Raw genomic sequence first — 15,288 nt, forward strand, 5'->3', positions numbered from 1 at the left:
GTTTTGCGCTGAAAAGGGGCCGCATTCACTACCGTTTCCCATGCTCGATAACCTGACTCAACGGATGGCCCGCGTCGTCAAGACGCTGCGCGGCGAAGCCCGGCTCACCGAGGCCAACACGCAAGAGATGTTGCGGGAAGTGCGTCTCGCGCTGCTCGAGGCCGACGTCGCGCTGCCGGTCGTGCGCGAGTTCATCGCGAAGGTGAAGGAAAAGGCGCTCGGCGAGGAAGTGCTGTCGAGCCTGTCGCCGGGTCAGGCGCTCGTCGGCGTCGTTCAGAAGGAACTGACGGCCGTGATCGGCGGCGATTACGAAGGCAAGGCAGCCGAGCTGAATCTGGCGGTCGCGCCGCCCGCCGTGATCCTGATGGCCGGTCTGCAGGGTGCGGGCAAAACCACCACGACCGGCAAGCTCGCCAAGCTGCTGCGCGAAAAGAGCAAGAAGAAGGTCCTCACCGTTTCCGTCGACGTGTATCGCCCCGCCGCTATCCGTCAGTTGCAGACGGTGACGGAACAGGTCGGCGCCGACTTCTTCCCGTCGGAAGCGAATCAGAAGCCCGCGGATATCGCGCGCGCGGCGATCGACTGGGCGAAGCGGCACTATCACGACGTGGTGATCGTCGATACGGCCGGCCGTCTCGGTATCGACGAAGCGATGATGAAGGAAATCAGCGAGCTGCACGCGCTGCTCAAGCCCGCTGAAACGCTCTTCGTCGTCGACGCCATGTTGGGGCAGGACGCGGTCAACACCGCGAAGGCGTTCAACGACGCGCTGCCGCTCACCGGCGTCGTGCTCACCAAGCTCGACGGCGATTCGCGCGGCGGCGCGGCGCTTTCGGTGCGCAACGTCACCGGCAAGCCGATCAAGTTCGTCGGCGTCGCGGAAAAGCTCGACGGCCTCGAAGTCTTCCATCCGGATCGCATGGCGAACCGGATTCTCGGCATGGGCGACATTCTCGCGCTCGTCGAGGAAGCGCAACGCGGCGTCGACAGCCAGGCCGCGCAGAAGCTCGCCGACAAGGTCAAGAAAGGCGGCGACTTCGATCTGAACGACTTCAAGGCGCAGCTCTCGCAAATGAAGAAGATGGGCGGCCTTTCGTCACTCATGGACAAGCTGCCCGCGCAGTTTCAGCAGGCCGCGCAAGGCGCGGACATGAACAACGCGGAAAAGCAGATGCGCCGCATGGAAGGCATCATCAATTCGATGACGCTGCAGGAACGCGCGAAGCCGGAGCTCATCAAGGCGGCGCGCAAACGCCGTATCGCCGCGGGCGCGGGCGTGCACGTTCAGGAGGTGAACCGCATGCTCAACCAGTACGAGCAGATGCGCGGCATGATGAAGAAGCTGAAAGGCGGCAACCTGCAAAAGATGATGCGCGGCATGAAGGGCATGCTGCCCGGCATGCGCTGACCCGCACTTTTATTGAACCCGCGTTCTCTTCGGGCGTCCGACTCGAAAGAAACGCGGGTTTATCATATGGCGCACGCCGCCGTTTTTTTCCACACTTAGAAGTCAGCCTTTCCCGCTTCCCCTTATGAATCGCGAAGAAGCCCTCCATATTTTCAGCCACTCAGAAGAGATCGTGACGGCTGACGAAGTCAACGCATCGATCGGCAAGATGGCCACGGCCATCAAGGCTGCGACGAAAGACGACTTCCCGCTCGTGCTCTCGGTCATGGGGGGCGCGGCCGTGTTCACCGGCATGCTGCTGCCGCATCTCGACTTCCCGCTCGAGTTCGATTACATCCACCTGACGCGCTATCGCAACGCCATCAAGGGCGGCAGCGAGATGCAGTGGCGCGTCGCGCCGGCGGAATCGGTGAAGGATCGCGTGGTGCTCGTGCTCGACGATATTCTCGACGAAGGCGAAACGATGGCCGCGATCCGCGATCGCATCATGGCGATGGGCGCGAAGACGTTTCTGTCCGCGGTGCTGTGCGAGAAGATCATCCCGAAGGCGAAGCCGCTGCGTCCGGATTTTTGCGGATTCGAAGTGCCGGATCGTTACGTGTTCGGCTGCGGGATGGACGCGAAGGGTTACTGGCGTAATCTGCCGACGATCCGGGCGTTGACGGAAGGGGCGTGATCGCCGCCCGTATTCAAAAGAAAAGCGGCCCGCGGGCCGCTTTTTTCATAGCTGATGCACGAAAGTGCGTATGCCCGTGAGCATCATCTCGACGGAAATCGCGACAAGGACAAGCCCCATCAAACGCTCGAAAGCCGTCACCACGCGCTCGCCGAGCCATTGCTGAATCTTCTCGGCGAGAATCAGCACGATCGCGCAGACGATCATCGTCACCGTGAGCGCGCCTATCCATTCGAACATTTTGCCGGGCGCCTGCGACGTCAGCAGCATCACCGTCGCGAGCGCCGATGGCCCCGCCAGCGCCGGAATCGCGAGCGGCACGATCAGCGGCTCGCCGCCGCGCGAATCGCCGCCCATCGCGCCGTCCGGATGCGGAAAGATCATGCGCAGCGCGATCAGAAACAGCACGATGCCGCCCGCGATGCGCAACGAGACATCGGTGAGGTTCATCGCGCGCAGGAAGCGATCGCCCGCCAGCATGAACACCAGCAGAATGACGAACGCGATCGCCACTTCGCGCAGCACGACCACGCGGCGCCGCTCTTTGGCGACGCCGCGCAGCGCGTTGATGAAGATCGGGATATTGCCGAGCGGATCGGTGATCAGCAGCAGCAGGATCGTCGCCGACAGGAAGTTGTACTGCATTACTTCGCGAGCGCGGCCCGCACTTTCCCGACGACGACATCGGCGGCTTCATCGACCGGCAGCAGCGTGGCTTCCGCGTCGCGGCGGCCCTGATATTCCAGCTTGCCTTCCTTCAGCCCGCGATCGCCGATCACGATGCGATGCGGCACGCCGATCAATTCCCAGTCCGCGAACATCACACCCGGACGCTCGCCGCGATCGTCGAGAATCACGTCGATGCCGGCCTGCTGCAGCGTCGCGTACAGCTTGTCGGCCTGCTCGCGCACGGCGTCGCTGCGGTCGTAGCCCATCGGGCAGATCACGACTTCGAACGGCGCAATGGCTTCCGGCCAGATGATGCCCTTGTCGTCGAAATTCTGTTCGATTGCCGCGCCCAGCACGCGCGTCACGCCGATGCCGTAGCAGCCCATCTGCATCGGCGCGGGCTTGCCGTTTTCGTCGAGGAAGGTCGCGCCCATCGAATCGGAATACTTCGTGCCGAGCTGGAACACGTGACCCACTTCGATGCCGCGGCAGATTTCGAGCGTGCCCTTGCCGTCCGGCGACGGATCGCCCGCGACGACATTGCGAATGTCCGCGACTTCCGGCTCGGGCAGATCGCGGCCCCAGTTCACGCCGGTCGTGTGGTAATCGACCTCGTTCGTGCCGACGACGAAGTCGCTCATGTTCGCGACCGTGCGGTCCGCGATCACGCGCACCGGCTTCTTCGTGTTGAGCGGACCGAGGTAGCCCGGCGGCGTGCCGAACCATTCGACGATCTCGGCTTCCGTCGCGAAGCGATAACCCTTCAGGCCCGGCAGCTTGCCCGTCTTGATGTCGTTGAGCGAGTGATCGCCGCGCAGCATCAGCAACCAGATGGTCGGTTCGGCGCCTTCGTTGTCGGTCGCGAGAACGATCGACTTGATCGTGCGTTCCAGCGGAATGTTCAGAAGCTGCGCGACCGCCTCGCACTTCGCGGCGCCGGGCGTGGGCGTCTTCTTCAGTTCTTCGGTCGGCGCGGCGCGTTGCGCGATGAGCGGCAGCGCATCGGCGGCTTCGACGTTCGCCGCGAAGTCCGAGCTCGGGCAATACGCGATGTCATCCTCGCCCGTATCGGCGATCACGTGGAATTCATGCGAACCGCTGCCGCCGATCGAACCGTTGTCCGCCGCGACCGCGCGGAACTCCAGCCCGATGCGCGTGAAGATGCGCACGTAGGCTTCGTACATCTTGCGATACGACTCTGCGAGGCCGTCGAGGTCTTTATCGAAGGAATAGGCGTCCTTCATGATGAATTCGCGGCCGCGCATCACGCCGAAGCGCGGGCGGATTTCGTCGCGGAACTTCGTTTGAATCTGATAGAAGTTCACCGGCAACTGGCGATAGCTCTTGATCTCGCGGCGCGCGATGTCCGTCACGACTTCCTCGTGCGTCGGGCCCATGACGAAATCGCGCTCGTGGCGATCCTTGAAACGCAACAGTTCCGGGCCGTATTGCTCCCAGCGGCCCGACTCCTGCCACAGTTCGGCGGGCTGCACGGCGGGCATCAGCAATTCGAGCGCGCCCGCGCGGTTCATCTCTTCACGCACGATGGCCTCGACCTTGCGCACCGAGCGCAGACCGATCGGCATGTAATCGTAGATGCCGCCCGCGACGCGGCGGATCATGCCTGCACGCATCATCAGCTTGTGGCTGACGATCTCGGCGTCGGCGGGAGCTTCCTTCAGGGTGCCGATGAAGAAACGGGATGCTTTCATTCAAATTTTCCAAATGCGGCGCGCTTCGGAGCGGACAGCGCCGAAGCAGGCGGATCAAGGTGAACGACGGAACGACCGGCGAGAAAAGAAGATTTTGCCGCCTGCCGGATGCTCTGGCAAAGACATTCACACGGATGCCCCGAATTGGGGTTCGTGCCAGTGCGTCGAGGCCAATAACTGTTTATAATCAAAGCAATTTTAAAGGATTTGAAGGTGGCTGTATGCTGGATCGTGAAGGCTTTCGCCCGAACGTCGGCATCATCCTCTTGAACGCGCGCAACGAAGTGTTTTGGGGCAAGCGGCTGCGTGAACATTCCTGGCAGTTTCCGCAAGGGGGCATCAAATACGGTGAGACCCCTGTGCAAGCGATGTATCGGGAGTTACACGAAGAAACCGGCCTGCTACCGGAGCATGTAAAAGTTGTCGGTCGCACGCGCGACTGGCTGCGTTATGAGGTGCCGGACAAGTTCATCAAGCGCGAGGTGCGCGGACATTATCGCGGTCAGAAACAGATCTGGTTTCTGCTGCGCATGGTGGGCCGCGATTGCGACATCTGCCTGCGCGCGACGGACCATCCGGAATTCGATGCCTGGCGCTGGAACGAGTATTGGGTACCGCTGGATGCGGTCATCGAGTTCAAGCGCGACGTTTATCAAATGGCTCTATCCGAGCTGTCCCGCTTTCTGCGGCGTACCAACTCCCGCGGTGAACGCGGCGAGCGAGCCGCGCATCACGGACCGCGCTATCCACGCGTCGTCCAGACGATGACGATCGAAGCTCCTGCCGTTACTGCCTCCGGCGCGGCAGTTCAGGCAGAATGCACGGTCAGCGAAGAAGTGCATGTGATCGTGCAGCGCTCATCGTGAATCCGGGCACTGCAACGCTTCGAGCACTTTGACACTCAACTCGATTGCGATCGATGGCACGGCGAACTTCTCGCCGTGCCATCTCGCTTTGTTCCGCCGGGCGGGCGCATGAAGCCCGCGCGCATGTTTCCGGGAAGACCCAATTGAAAGTGAATGCCTCACTCGCGGTAATCGCGGCATCCGCGGCAGCGCTCGCCGTGCTCGCCGGCTGTTCCAGCAACAAGGCGCCGTCCACGCAGGACGACGGCGTGTTCACCTATCTGCTCGACCGCAAGCCGAACTGGACCGAAGAAAAAATCGACACGATGCCACCGCTGCCGCAGGCATCGAATCTGGTCGCGTTCAACGTGTCGCAGAACACGCCGCTCACGTTCGCCGTCGACAAGACCACGCTCACGGTCGGCAAGGATGGCGTCATTCGTTACGTGATCGTCGCGACAAGTCCGGCGGGCGCGCGCAACGTCAACTATGAAGGCATTCGTTGCGACACCTACGAATGGCGTCGCTACGCGAGCATCAACGACGATCAGAACGGCTGGGATCAAGGTTCCGCATTCGACTTCAAGCGCATCGAAAACGGCGAGCTGAACGCGTATCAGGCGGCGCTCTATCAGGATTATTTCTGCACGAGCAAGCTGCCCGTCGGCACCGCGAAACAGATCGTCAACAACATGGAATACAAGCGCACGCAAAGCGTGATCAATCTGCGCTGATTGCGCCGCGCGTCGGCGTGACGATGTGAAAACGCCCGCTGATTCAGCGGGCGTTTTCGTTTCAGACGAGCACGAGATTGTCGCGATGGATCAGTTCCGGCTCCAGCATGTAGCCGAGCACCGATTCGATCTCGCCGCTCGGCCGCCGATGAATCAGCCGCGCCTCCGAACTGCTGTAGTTCGTGATGCCGCGCGCGACTTCCTGCCCTTGATCGTCGACGCACGCGATTACTTCGCCGCGATCGAAGGCGCCTTTCACGTCGATAACGCCGATCGGCAAAAGGCTCTTGCCGTCGGCGGTGAGCTTGTTGACCGCGCCCTTGTCGATGACGACATGCCCGCGCACCTGCAAGTGATCCGCCATCCACTGCTTGCGCGCCGCCATGCGTGCGGTGCGCGCGATGAGTTGCGTGCCGATCATCTCGCCCGATGCGAGGCGCGTGAGCACATCGGCTTCGCGGCCGCTCGCGATGACCGTGTTCGCGCCGCTGTGCGCGGCACGCTTCGCAGCGAGAATCTTGGTCAGCATGCCGCCGCGTCCTAGGCTCGAACCCGCGCCGCCCGCCATCTGCTCGAGTTCGGGCGTGCCGGCGTCGGCTTGCTCGACGAGCGTCGCGTTCGGGTCCTTGCGCGGATCGGCGGTGAACAGGCCACGCTGATCGGTGAGAATGACGAGCGCATCGCCTTCGATCAGATTCGCGACGAGCGCGCCGAGCGTGTCGTTGTCGCCGAACTTGATTTCGTCGGTGATGACGGTGTCGTTCTCGTTGATGATCGGCACGGCGCCCAGGCGCAGCAGCGTGAGCAGCGTCGAGCGCGCGTTCAGATAGCGTTCGCGATCAGCGAGATCGGCGTGCGTGAGCAGAATCTGCGCGGTGCGGATGCCGTGCGCGCCGAAGCTGCTTTCGTAGACTTGCGCGAGACCCATCTGGCCGACCGCGGCCGCCGCCTGCAATTCGTCGATTTCGCGCGGTCGCTTTGTCCAGCCGAGCCGGTGAATGCCTTCCGCGATCGCGCCCGAACTCACGAGCACGACTTCCTTGCCCTGTTCGCGCAGCGCCGCGATCTGCGACGCCCAGCGCGAGATTGCCGCATGATCGAGCCCGCGACCGTCATTGGTGACGAGGCTCGACCCTACTTTCACTACGATTCGCTTCGCAGCGGCGATGACCGAACGCATCGTGCGCTTTCTCCTCGTGGTTGCTTTATTCCTTCGTTTCGTCGTCGCGGAAGCGCACGTCGGCGGCCAGATCTTCCGCTTCAGCCGCGCGCGATGCGTCCGAATGCTGCGAGATGTAATCGTAGATCGCGTAGGTGAGCGCCTCGCAGCCCTGACCGGTCAACGCCGAAATCTCGTAGACCGGACCGTCCCATTCGAAGCGCTCGACGAAATCGGCGATGCGCGCCTCGCGTTCGTCTTCCGGCACCATGTCGAGCTTGTTCAGCACGAGCCAACGCGGCTTCTCGTAAAGCTGCTCGTCGTACTTGCGCAGTTCGTTGACGATCGCCTTCGCTTCCGCGACCGGATCGACGTTTTCATCGAACGGGGCCATGTCGACGAGATGCAGCAGCACGCCCGTGCGCTGCAAGTGCCGCAGGAAACGATGCCCGAGGCCCGCGCCTTCCGCCGCGCCTTCGATGAGACCCGGAATGTCCGCGATCACGAAGCTCTTGCTCGGCCCGACGCGCACCACGCCGAGATTCGGCGCGAGCGTCGTGAACGGATAATCCGCGATCTTCGGCCGCGCGTTCGACACCGACGAGATGAAAGTGGACTTGCCCGCGTTCGGCATGCCGAGCAGACCGACATCCGCGAGCACTTTCAGCTCGAGTTTGAGCATGCGGCGCTCGCCCGGCTTGCCGTCGGTTTTCTGACGCGGCGCGCGGTTCGTGCTCGACTTGAAATGCAGGTTGCCGAGGCCGCCCGCACCGCCCTTCGCGATCAAGACCTGCTGATTGTGCTCGGTCAGATCGGCGATGATCTCGCCCGTTTCCTGATCCGAAATGATCGTGCCGACCGGCATGCGCAGCGTGATGTCGTCGCCGCCCTTGCCGTAGCAATCCGCGCCGCGGCCGTTTTCGCCGTTGCGCGCCTGATGCTTCTTGGAGAACCGGTAGTCGATCAGCGTGTTGATGTTGCGGTCGCCGACCGCGTAGACGCTGCCGCCGCGCCCGCCGTCGCCGCCGTCCGGTCCGCCGAACGGGACGAACTTTTCGCGGCGCATCGACGCGCTGCCATCTCCTCCGTCGCCGGCGATGACTTCGATCCTCGCTTCGTCAATGAACTTCATGCGTTGCTCCGTCCCGTGTATTCGCTCTATTTTGCCGTGACCGACCTGGCCGGTCACTCATAACCAATTTTTGACCGCACCAAATAAAAATGGCCCCGCGAACTTCGCGGGGCCATTTCTTCGGTCCTGAAGCCCGTGCGTAAAACTTACGCTGCCGGGACGACGACGACCGTGTGCTTCTTCGCAGCGCCCTTGGTCACGAACTTGACGTGACCGTCGGCCAGCGCGAACAGCGTGTGATCCTTGCCGATGCCGACATTCTCACCCGGGTGCATGCGCGTGCCGCGCTGGCGAACGATGATGCCGCCTGCGTTGATTGCCTGGCCGCCGTACACCTTCACGCCGAGGCGTTTGCTCTCGGAGTCGCGGCCGTTGCGGGAAGACCCGCCTGCTTTTTTGTGTGCCATTTGCTTAGCTCCTTAACCGATGCGCTTACGCGTTGATCGCGTCGATGCGCAGTTCGGTGTAGTTCTGGCGATGGCCAGCGTGCTTTTGGTAGTGCTTCCGGCGGCGCATCTTGAAGATGGTCACTTTCTTGTGACGACCTTGGGACACGACGGTAGCCTTGACGGAAGCCCCACTGACCAGCGGCGTACCGAACTGAATCGATTCGCCTTCGCCTACTGCGAGAACCTGGTCGAGCGTGATTTCAGCGTCAATGTCTGCCGGTATCTGTTCTACTTTAAGTTTTTCGCCAACGGCAACTTTGTACTGCTTGCCGCCGGTTTTTATGACCGCGTACATTGAGAACCTCACTCAGAATTCTTTTTCCACGCACCACGCGGGGAAAACACGCGATTATACATAGAGTTACGCTCGACGTCAAAGCGCCGTGACGATGCCCGCGCGGGCAGCGCAACGCGCGATCCGGCTCCGAACCTCGGCGAAAACGAAGCGAATCGCAGCCGAAATTCGCCGACATTGCGCGAGTCGGAACACCGGACCACCCGGCGTCTGTCGGATTCGCCTTATAATCCGCCGGATTACCCTTTTTGCCGATCATGTCGTCCACCGCCACTTCCTCTCCCAACGCCGCCGCGCTGCTCGCCCCGATCGCCGAGGACATGCAGCAGGTCAATCGCGTCATCCGGCAGCGCCTGGCATCAGAAGTGATGCTGATCAACCAGATTTCGGAGTACATCATCGGCGCGGGCGGCAAGCGGCTGCGGCCGGCGCTGCTGCTCCTCGTCTCGGGCGCGCTGGGCGACACGACCGGGCATCGTCACGAATTGGCGGCGGTGGTTGAGTTCATCCACACGGCGACGCTGCTGCACGACGACGTCGTCGACGAATCGGATTTGCGCCGCGGCCGCAAGACCGCGAACGCGCTGTTCGGCAATGCGGCGAGCGTGCTGGTCGGCGACTTCCTGTATTCGCGCTCGTTCGAGATGATGGTGAGCGTCGGCAAGATGCGCGTGATGGAAATCCTGTCCGTCGCGACCAACATCATTTCCGAAGGCGAAGTGCTGCAACTGCTCAACATGCACGATCCGGACGTGGACGAAGCACGCTACATGCAGGTGATCCGCTACAAGACGGCGAAGCTGTTCGAAGCGGCGGCGCAGCTCGGCGCGGTGCTTTCGGGTGCGGATGCGCGGACCGAAGCGGCGGCGGCGGAGTTCGGCCGGCGCATCGGCACGGCGTTCCAGATCATGGACGACTGGCTCGACTACACCGGCACGCCCGAATCGATGGGCAAGAACGCCGGCGACGACCTGCGCGAAGGCAAGCCCACCCTGCCGCTCATTTATTTGATGGAGCACGGAACGCCGGACCAGGCGGCCCTCGCACGCGAGGCGATCGAGCAAGGCGGCACGGATCGCTTCGACACGATCTTCCACGCAATCACGACGTCCGGCGCGCTCGATCACACGCTGGAATGCGCGCGCAAGGAAGCTCAGGCAGCGGCAAATGCGATTTCTTCATTTCCCTCTTCCATCTACAAAGATAGCCTGCTAGAATTATGTTCTTACTCGACGTCACGGCAGTCTTGAACGAGACTGAAGCAGCGTAAGAGTCCAAGTTGGTCAAATTCGGGGTGTAGCTTAGCCTGGTAGAGCGCTACGTTCGGGACGTAGAGGCCGGAGGTTCGAATCCTCTCACCCCGACCAGAATTGCAAAAACCCGCATGGTTCGCCATGCGGGTTTTTTATTTCCGGCGGCAAAACCGCGTACGCTGGCCGAAAGGCCGAGGGCGAGCTTGCCGGCCCGTCTGCTATATTGCCTCCCATCTCCGCCCCTACTCGATCACCGCGTGGACAACCTTCCCTTATGGGCGCAAATTTGCGCCATTTTTCTGCTTCTCTTCCTTTCCGGCTTCTTCTCGATCTCCGAAACGTCGATGATGGCGCTCAATCGCCATCGCCTGAAATATCTGGCGAGCCAAGGATCGCTACGCGCCCGCACGACGCAAGGCCTGCTCGCGAAGACCGATCAGCTTCTCTCGGTCATCCTGATCGGCAACAACCTGATCAACACGATCATCCCGGTGCTCACGACATCCATCGCGCTGCGCACCTTCGGCCATAACAACCTCGTCCTGTCGATCACGACGGGCGTCATTGCATTCCTGATCATCGTGTTCGCGGAAATCGCGCCGAAGATCGTCGGCGCGACGTATCCCGAGAAAGTGGCGCTGCCGGCGAGCCTCGTGCTCGCGCCGCTCATGCGCGTCGCGCGGCCGCTCATCTGGTTCGTCAATCTGTTCGCCAACGCGATCCTCGCCGCACTGCACATCAACACGAAGGGCAAGCGCGATCAGCGGATCTCGCCCGAAGAGTTGCGCACCATCGTGCTGGAAACGGGCAGCTTCATGCCGACCAAGCACCGCAGCATCCTGCTCAATCTGTTCGATCTGGAGAACATCACCGTCGATGACGTGATGATCCCGCGCCGGCGCATCGAAGCGCTCGACTTCGACGCGCCCTTCGAACAGATCCTGCACCAGCTCGAGACGTGCTACCACAACAAGCTGGTCGTCTTTCAGGGCGACATCGATCGCGTGCTCGGCATTCTGCACGTGCGCAAGACGCTCTCGGCACTGCACAACCAGGAACTCGAGCGCGACACGCTGCGCGAACTGCTCACCGAACCGTATTTCGTGCCCGCGGGCACGCCTGTCTTCCAGCAATTGCAGTACTTCCAGGAAAGCGGCCACCGTATCGCGATCGTGGTCGACGAGTACGGCGAATTGCAGGGCCTCGTCACGCCGGAAGACATCATCGAAGAGCTGATCGGCGAATTCACGACGACGATTCCGCGCGGCGCCGGCTCGCGCGGCGGCTGGGACGAGAGCGGCGAGTGCATCGTGGCGGGCAGCATGCCGTTGCGCGAACTGAACCGCTGGCTGCATCTGTCGCTGCCGACGGACGGCCCGAAAACGCTCAACGGCCTGATCCTCGAAACGCTCGAAGACATCCCCGACGGCGACGTTTCGGTGCAGATCGCGGGCGTGACCTTCGAAGTGATGCGCAGCGACGATCAGGCGATCCGAACCGTCAAGATTTTCCGCCCGCCCGAAGGCACGCGACACGCGCTGCGTTAGCCATTCGGACGACTGTGCGCCGGCGGCCGAGGACGGGATCATCGGATCATCTCGACTCGACCGCCGACGCCATGATTTCCCCTTCCTTCCGCGAAACGCCATCCGACCACGAGACGCCCGCCGTCTCGCTGCTCACCGACACCTTGCGCGAAGCCGCCGAGCGCGGCGCGTCCGATATCCATGTCGAACCGTCCGAGCACGCATGGCGCATCCGGCTGCGCGTCGATGGCGCGTTGCACGTATTGAAGCGCCCGCCGCCCCATTTGCGCGATGCGTTCGTCACGCGGATCAAGGTGCTGGCGCGAATGGACATCGCCGAGCGGCGCGTGCCGCAGGACGGCCGGCTGCGGCTGAATCTGCCGGGCGGGCGGATCGGCGACTATCGCGTCAATTCGCTGCCGACGCTCTTTGGCGAAAAACTCGTGCTGCGGCGGCTCGAAGCGCTGCCGCCCGACCTTTCGCTCGCCTCGCTCGGTCTCGACGACGCGCAAGGCCGCGCGGTCGAATCGGCGATTCGCGTGCCGCACGGTCTCGTCCTCGTGACCGGCCCGACCGGCAGCGGCAAGACCGTATCGCTCTACTGCTTCCTCCAGATGCTCAACGCGGAAGCCCGCAACGTGTGCTCGGTCGAGGATCCTGTCGAAATTCAACTTGCGGGCATCAATCAGGTGAGCGTGCGCGAAAAGGCGGGACTGACCTTCGCCGTGGCGCTGCGCGCGTTCATGCGTCAGGATCCGGATGTCATCATGGTCGGCGAAATACGCGACGCGGAAACGGCGGACGTCGCGGTGAAGGCTGCGCAAACGGGCCATCTCGTGCTCTCGACCTTGCACACGAACGATGCGCCCGCCGCGATCGCGCGTCTCATCGATATCGGCGTCGCGCCTTACAACCTCGCGTCGGCGCTCAAGCTCGTCACCGCGCAACGGCTCGTGCGCAAGCTGTGCGAGTTCTGCCGCGCGCCGTCGGCGTTGGCGCTCGCGGACGGGTTTCATCCGTTCGAGCCGCGCGGCTGTCCGGCGTGTCATGGCGTCGGTTATCGCGGGCGCGTCGGCGTGCACCAGGTGATGCCGGTATCGGATGAACTGCGCGAGTTGATCGTCTCGCGCGCCGCGACGCATGCGATCGCGCGCGCGGCGCAGGCGCAAGGCATGCCCGCGTTGCGCGATGCGGCGTTCGCGCGCGTGCGCGAAGGCGTAACGAGCGTCGCCGAAGCAGTCGACGCGACGGAGATCGAATGATGAACGACGCGCTCGAACTGCGCTTCGCGTGGCGCGGCATGGACAGCGAAGGCCAGCCGATGCGGGGAAAGATCATCGCCGCCGACGCACTCGCGGCCCGCGCGTCGCTGCGGCGCGAAGGCGTGATCGTCACCCTGCTCGAAACGCTCGGCGCCGCGCCGCCGCCCAAAGCGAGGACCGCCGACGTGACCGTCTTCACGCGACAGCTCGCCGGCCTGCTGCGCGCGGGACTGCCGCTCGTCGGCGCGCTCGAATTGCTCGCCGGCAGCGCGTCCGCCAGCGGAATGCCGCGCATCGTGCGCGCGCTGGCCCGCGATATCACGCGCGGCGTGCCATTCTCGGGCGCGCTGGCACGGCATCCGGCTGCGTTCGGCACGCTGTACTGCCAGCTGGTTTCGGTCGGTGAAGTCGCGGGTGCGTTGCCGACGGTGCTCGCCCGCCTCGCCGACGACCGCGAGCGGGCGGCGTCGCAACGGGCCAGATTGCGCGCCGCGCTCACCTATCCCGTGATGGTGCTGCTGCTTTCGCTCGCGATTACGGCGGGATTGCTGATTGGCGTCGTGCCGACCTTCAAGACGATCTTCGACGGCTTCGGCGCCGCGCTGCCCGCGCCGACGCGTTTCGTGCTCGCGCTTTCGGATGGCGTCGCGAATGTCGGCGTGCCGTTCGGGATTGCAGCCGCATCTGCGGTATTCATCGGATGGAATTGGATGAAGCGTTCGCCCGATGCACGCGCCGCCGCCGATCACGCCGCGCTGCGCCTGCCGCTTGCAGGCAAGCTGCTGCGCTCGCTCGCGGTCGCGCGATGGAGCCGCGCGCTCGGCACGCTGCTCTCGGCGGGCACGCCGCTGTCGGATGCGTTCAACTCACTCACGCATGCCACAGGAAACCGCGTGTTCGACCGCGCCACCGTCGACATCGCCGCGCGCCTGCACAACGGCGAGCGTCTCGCGGCCGCAATGCGCGCCGTCGGATGCTTTCCGCAGGACGTCGTGCAGCCGATCGCCGTCGCCGAAGAATCAGGCTCGCTCGATGCGATGCTTCTCGATCTAGCCACGCTCGCCGACCGCCAGGTGGACGAGCGCATCGGCGGCTTCGCGAGTCTTTGCGAGCCGATCGTCATCGCGGTGCTGGGCGCGCTCGTGGGCGGCCTTGTCATCGCGATGTATCTTCCTGTCATTCAGCTCGGCAACGTGGTGTAGCATCGCGGGCCAAAGCAACCGTTCGTCCATCATGCAGCCTTCGTTCGATCCGACCGCCGCGCATTTCGCGAGCCGCTATCTGGCGGCGTTCGCGGCGCTGCCCGTGGCCGTGCAGTACGGGTTCGCCATCGTGTTCGGCCTCGTGATCGGCAGTTTTCTTACTGTCGTCGTGCATCGTCTGCCCGTCATGCTCGAACGCGCGTGGCGCGCGGAAGTCGACGCAGCCATTCCCGAGGCGTCCGATGCCACCAAATTCGCCGCCGCCGATCCCTATCCCGAGCGCTTCAATCTCGCCGTGCCGCGCAGCGCGTGCCCGCATTGCAAGCACGTGCTGCGCGCGTGGGAAAACATTCCCGTCATCAGCTATCTGGCCCTGCGCGGACGTTGCTCGGCATGCGGCGCACGCGTGAGCCCGCGCTATCCGCTGACCGAACTCGCGACCGGCGCGCTGGCGGCGCTATCGCTTTACGCGTTCGGTCCCACGTGGCCCGCGCTGGCCGCGTTCGGTCTATGCGCGGCCTTGCTGACGGCAGGGCTCATCGACTACGACACACGCTATCTTCCCGATGTGCTGACGCTGCCCTTGCTTTGGGCCGGGCTTCTCGTCAATTTCGGCGAAGGCGGATTCGCGACGCTGCACGACGCCGTGACGGGCGCAGTCGCAGGCTATCTGTTCCTGTGGTGCGTGTACTGGCTCTTCAAGCTCGTGCGCGGCGTGGAAGGCATGGGCTACGGCGACTTCAAGCTGCTCGCCGCGATCGGCGCGTGGCTCGGATGGTCGGCGCTCGCGCAAGTGCTTCTGATCGCGGCCGTCGCGGGCGCCGCGTTCGGCATCGTGGCGACGTGGCGCAAGCGCATGCGTTTCGAAGAGCCGTTGCCGTTCGGACCGTTTCTCGCGGCGGGCGGCGCGATCACGATTTTCATCGGCACGCCGCTTTATGCATTGTTAGGTTGATCGAACCGAAC

At 63.4% G+C, this 15,288-nt stretch carries 15 protein-coding genes and 1 tRNA gene; 10 read left to right on the top strand and 6 right to left on the bottom strand.

Going from position 1 to position 15,288, the window contains the following annotated elements; genetic code table 11:
- The first annotated feature begins 40 nt into the window (after nt 1-40).
- Both ffh and NCS67_RS10950 read left to right on the top strand, forming a co-directional pair.
- A complete protein-coding gene (gene ffh / locus NCS67_RS10945; RefSeq protein WP_008342937.1) occupies nt 41-1,408 on the top strand; it encodes a signal recognition particle protein in 1,368 nt (455 codons plus the stop codon).
- Between the two features lie 124 nt (nt 1,409-1,532).
- Nucleotides 1,533-2,084 carry a hypoxanthine-guanine phosphoribosyltransferase gene (locus tag NCS67_RS10950; RefSeq protein WP_008342939.1) on the top strand — a complete coding sequence of 184 codons (552 nt, stop codon included), beginning with the start codon at nt 1,533-1,535 and terminating at the stop codon, nt 2,082-2,084.
- Nucleotides 2,085-2,129: 45 nt separating this feature from the next.
- On the opposite strand, the gene NCS67_RS10955 is transcribed toward NCS67_RS10950, so the two are convergent.
- Nucleotides 2,130-2,729 carry a MarC family protein gene (locus NCS67_RS10955; RefSeq protein ID WP_008342940.1) on the bottom strand — a complete coding sequence of 200 codons (600 nt, stop codon included), beginning with the start codon at nt 2,727-2,729 and terminating at the stop codon, nt 2,130-2,132.
- A complete protein-coding gene (locus NCS67_RS10960; RefSeq protein WP_008342941.1) occupies nt 2,729-4,465 on the bottom strand; it encodes a proline--tRNA ligase in 1,737 nt (578 codons plus the stop codon). The genes NCS67_RS10955 and NCS67_RS10960 overlap by 1 nt, the downstream gene beginning before the upstream one ends.
- 221 nt (nt 4,466-4,686) lie before the next feature.
- Here NCS67_RS10960 and NCS67_RS10965 point away from each other — a divergent pair, with 221 nt between their 5' ends.
- Complete coding sequence (locus tag NCS67_RS10965) at nt 4,687-5,331, top strand: RNA pyrophosphohydrolase (RefSeq protein WP_008342943.1); 645 nt, start codon at nt 4,687-4,689, stop codon at nt 5,329-5,331.
- Between the two features lie 149 nt (nt 5,332-5,480).
- On the top strand, nt 5,481-6,044 hold the full coding sequence (locus NCS67_RS10970; RefSeq protein ID WP_033537265.1) for a CNP1-like family protein: 564 nt from the start codon (nt 5,481-5,483) through the stop codon (nt 6,042-6,044).
- Nucleotides 6,045-6,105: 61 nt separating this feature from the next.
- Here NCS67_RS10970 and proB read toward each other — a convergent pair whose 3' ends face one another.
- The 4 genes from proB to rplU all read right to left on the bottom strand — a co-directional run bounded on the left by proB (nt 6,106) and on the right by rplU (nt 9,079).
- Entirely contained in the window at nt 6,106-7,224 is a 1,119-nt protein-coding gene (gene proB, locus NCS67_RS10975; protein WP_008342948.1) for a glutamate 5-kinase, read from the bottom strand.
- Between the two features lie 25 nt (nt 7,225-7,249).
- Nucleotides 7,250-8,335: an Obg family GTPase CgtA gene (gene cgtA / locus NCS67_RS10980; RefSeq protein WP_008342949.1), complete on the bottom strand. Its 1,086-nt coding sequence runs from the start codon at nt 8,333-8,335 to the stop codon at nt 7,250-7,252.
- A gap of 146 nt (nt 8,336-8,481) precedes the next feature.
- Nucleotides 8,482-8,742, bottom strand: a complete 261-nt coding sequence (rpmA, locus tag NCS67_RS10985; protein WP_008342952.1) for a 50S ribosomal protein L27 — start codon at nt 8,740-8,742, stop codon at nt 8,482-8,484.
- Between the two features lie 25 nt (nt 8,743-8,767).
- Nucleotides 8,768-9,079 carry a 50S ribosomal protein L21 gene (gene rplU, locus NCS67_RS10990; protein WP_008342953.1) on the bottom strand — a complete coding sequence of 104 codons (312 nt, stop codon included), beginning with the start codon at nt 9,077-9,079 and terminating at the stop codon, nt 8,768-8,770.
- Between the two features lie 257 nt (nt 9,080-9,336).
- On the opposite strand from rplU, the gene NCS67_RS10995 reads away from it, so the two are divergent.
- From NCS67_RS10995 to NCS67_RS11020, 6 genes are all read left to right on the top strand, one after another.
- Nucleotides 9,337-10,329, top strand: coding sequence for a polyprenyl synthetase family protein (locus NCS67_RS10995; protein ID WP_008342955.1), 993 nt, complete (start codon nt 9,337-9,339; stop codon nt 10,327-10,329).
- Between the two features lie 40 nt (nt 10,330-10,369).
- A tRNA-Pro gene (locus tag NCS67_RS11000) sits at nt 10,370-10,446 on the top strand.
- A 143-nt stretch (nt 10,447-10,589) separates the two neighbouring features.
- Nucleotides 10,590-11,879, top strand: a complete 1,290-nt coding sequence (locus tag NCS67_RS11005; RefSeq protein WP_034471461.1) for an HlyC/CorC family transporter — start codon at nt 10,590-10,592, stop codon at nt 11,877-11,879.
- A 71-nt stretch (nt 11,880-11,950) separates the two neighbouring features.
- Nucleotides 11,951-13,120 (top strand): GspE/PulE family protein, encoded by a 1,170-nt coding sequence (locus NCS67_RS11010; protein WP_250435203.1) that lies wholly within the window; start codon nt 11,951-11,953, stop codon nt 13,118-13,120.
- Nucleotides 13,117-14,322: a type II secretion system F family protein gene (locus tag NCS67_RS11015; protein WP_034471457.1), complete on the top strand. Its 1,206-nt coding sequence runs from the start codon at nt 13,117-13,119 to the stop codon at nt 14,320-14,322. The genes NCS67_RS11010 and NCS67_RS11015 overlap by 4 nt, the downstream gene beginning before the upstream one ends.
- Before the next feature lie 31 nt (nt 14,323-14,353).
- Complete coding sequence (locus tag NCS67_RS11020) at nt 14,354-15,277, top strand: prepilin peptidase (protein ID WP_250435205.1); 924 nt, start codon at nt 14,354-14,356, stop codon at nt 15,275-15,277.
- Nucleotides 15,278-15,288 lie beyond the last annotated feature (11 nt).

The sequence above is a fragment of the Caballeronia sp. ATUFL_F2_KS9A genome (assembly GCF_023630765.1).
In the GTDB taxonomy this organism is placed as follows: Bacteria; Pseudomonadota; Gammaproteobacteria; order Burkholderiales; family Burkholderiaceae; genus Caballeronia; species Caballeronia zhejiangensis.

Bases quoted from the DNA above. Each gene is read 5' to 3' on its own strand.
- ffh (WP_008342937.1), top strand. From the start codon at position 41: ATGCTCGATAACCTGACTCAACGGATGGCCCGCGTCGTCAAGACGCTG.
- NCS67_RS10950 (WP_008342939.1), top strand. From the start codon at position 1,533: ATGAATCGCGAAGAAGCCCTCCATATTTTCAGCCACTCAGAAGAGATC.
- NCS67_RS10955 (WP_008342940.1), bottom strand. From the start codon at position 2,729: ATGCAGTACAACTTCCTGTCGGCGACGATCCTGCTGCTGCTGATCACC.
- NCS67_RS10960 (WP_008342941.1), bottom strand. From the start codon at position 4,465: ATGAAAGCATCCCGTTTCTTCATCGGCACCCTGAAGGAAGCTCCCGCC.
- NCS67_RS10965 (WP_008342943.1), top strand. From the start codon at position 4,687: ATGCTGGATCGTGAAGGCTTTCGCCCGAACGTCGGCATCATCCTCTTG.
- proB (WP_008342948.1), bottom strand. From the start codon at position 7,224: ATGCGTTCGGTCATCGCCGCTGCGAAGCGAATCGTAGTGAAAGTAGGG.
- cgtA (WP_008342949.1), bottom strand. From the start codon at position 8,335: ATGAAGTTCATTGACGAAGCGAGGATCGAAGTCATCGCCGGCGACGGA.
- rpmA (WP_008342952.1), bottom strand. From the start codon at position 8,742: ATGGCACACAAAAAAGCAGGCGGGTCTTCCCGCAACGGCCGCGACTCC.
- rplU (WP_008342953.1), bottom strand. From the start codon at position 9,079: ATGTACGCGGTCATAAAAACCGGCGGCAAGCAGTACAAAGTTGCCGTT.
- NCS67_RS10995 (WP_008342955.1), top strand. From the start codon at position 9,337: ATGTCGTCCACCGCCACTTCCTCTCCCAACGCCGCCGCGCTGCTCGCC.
- NCS67_RS11010 (WP_250435203.1), top strand. From the start codon at position 11,951: ATGATTTCCCCTTCCTTCCGCGAAACGCCATCCGACCACGAGACGCCC.
- NCS67_RS11015 (WP_034471457.1), top strand. From the start codon at position 13,117: ATGATGAACGACGCGCTCGAACTGCGCTTCGCGTGGCGCGGCATGGAC.
- NCS67_RS11020 (WP_250435205.1), top strand. From the start codon at position 14,354: ATGCAGCCTTCGTTCGATCCGACCGCCGCGCATTTCGCGAGCCGCTAT.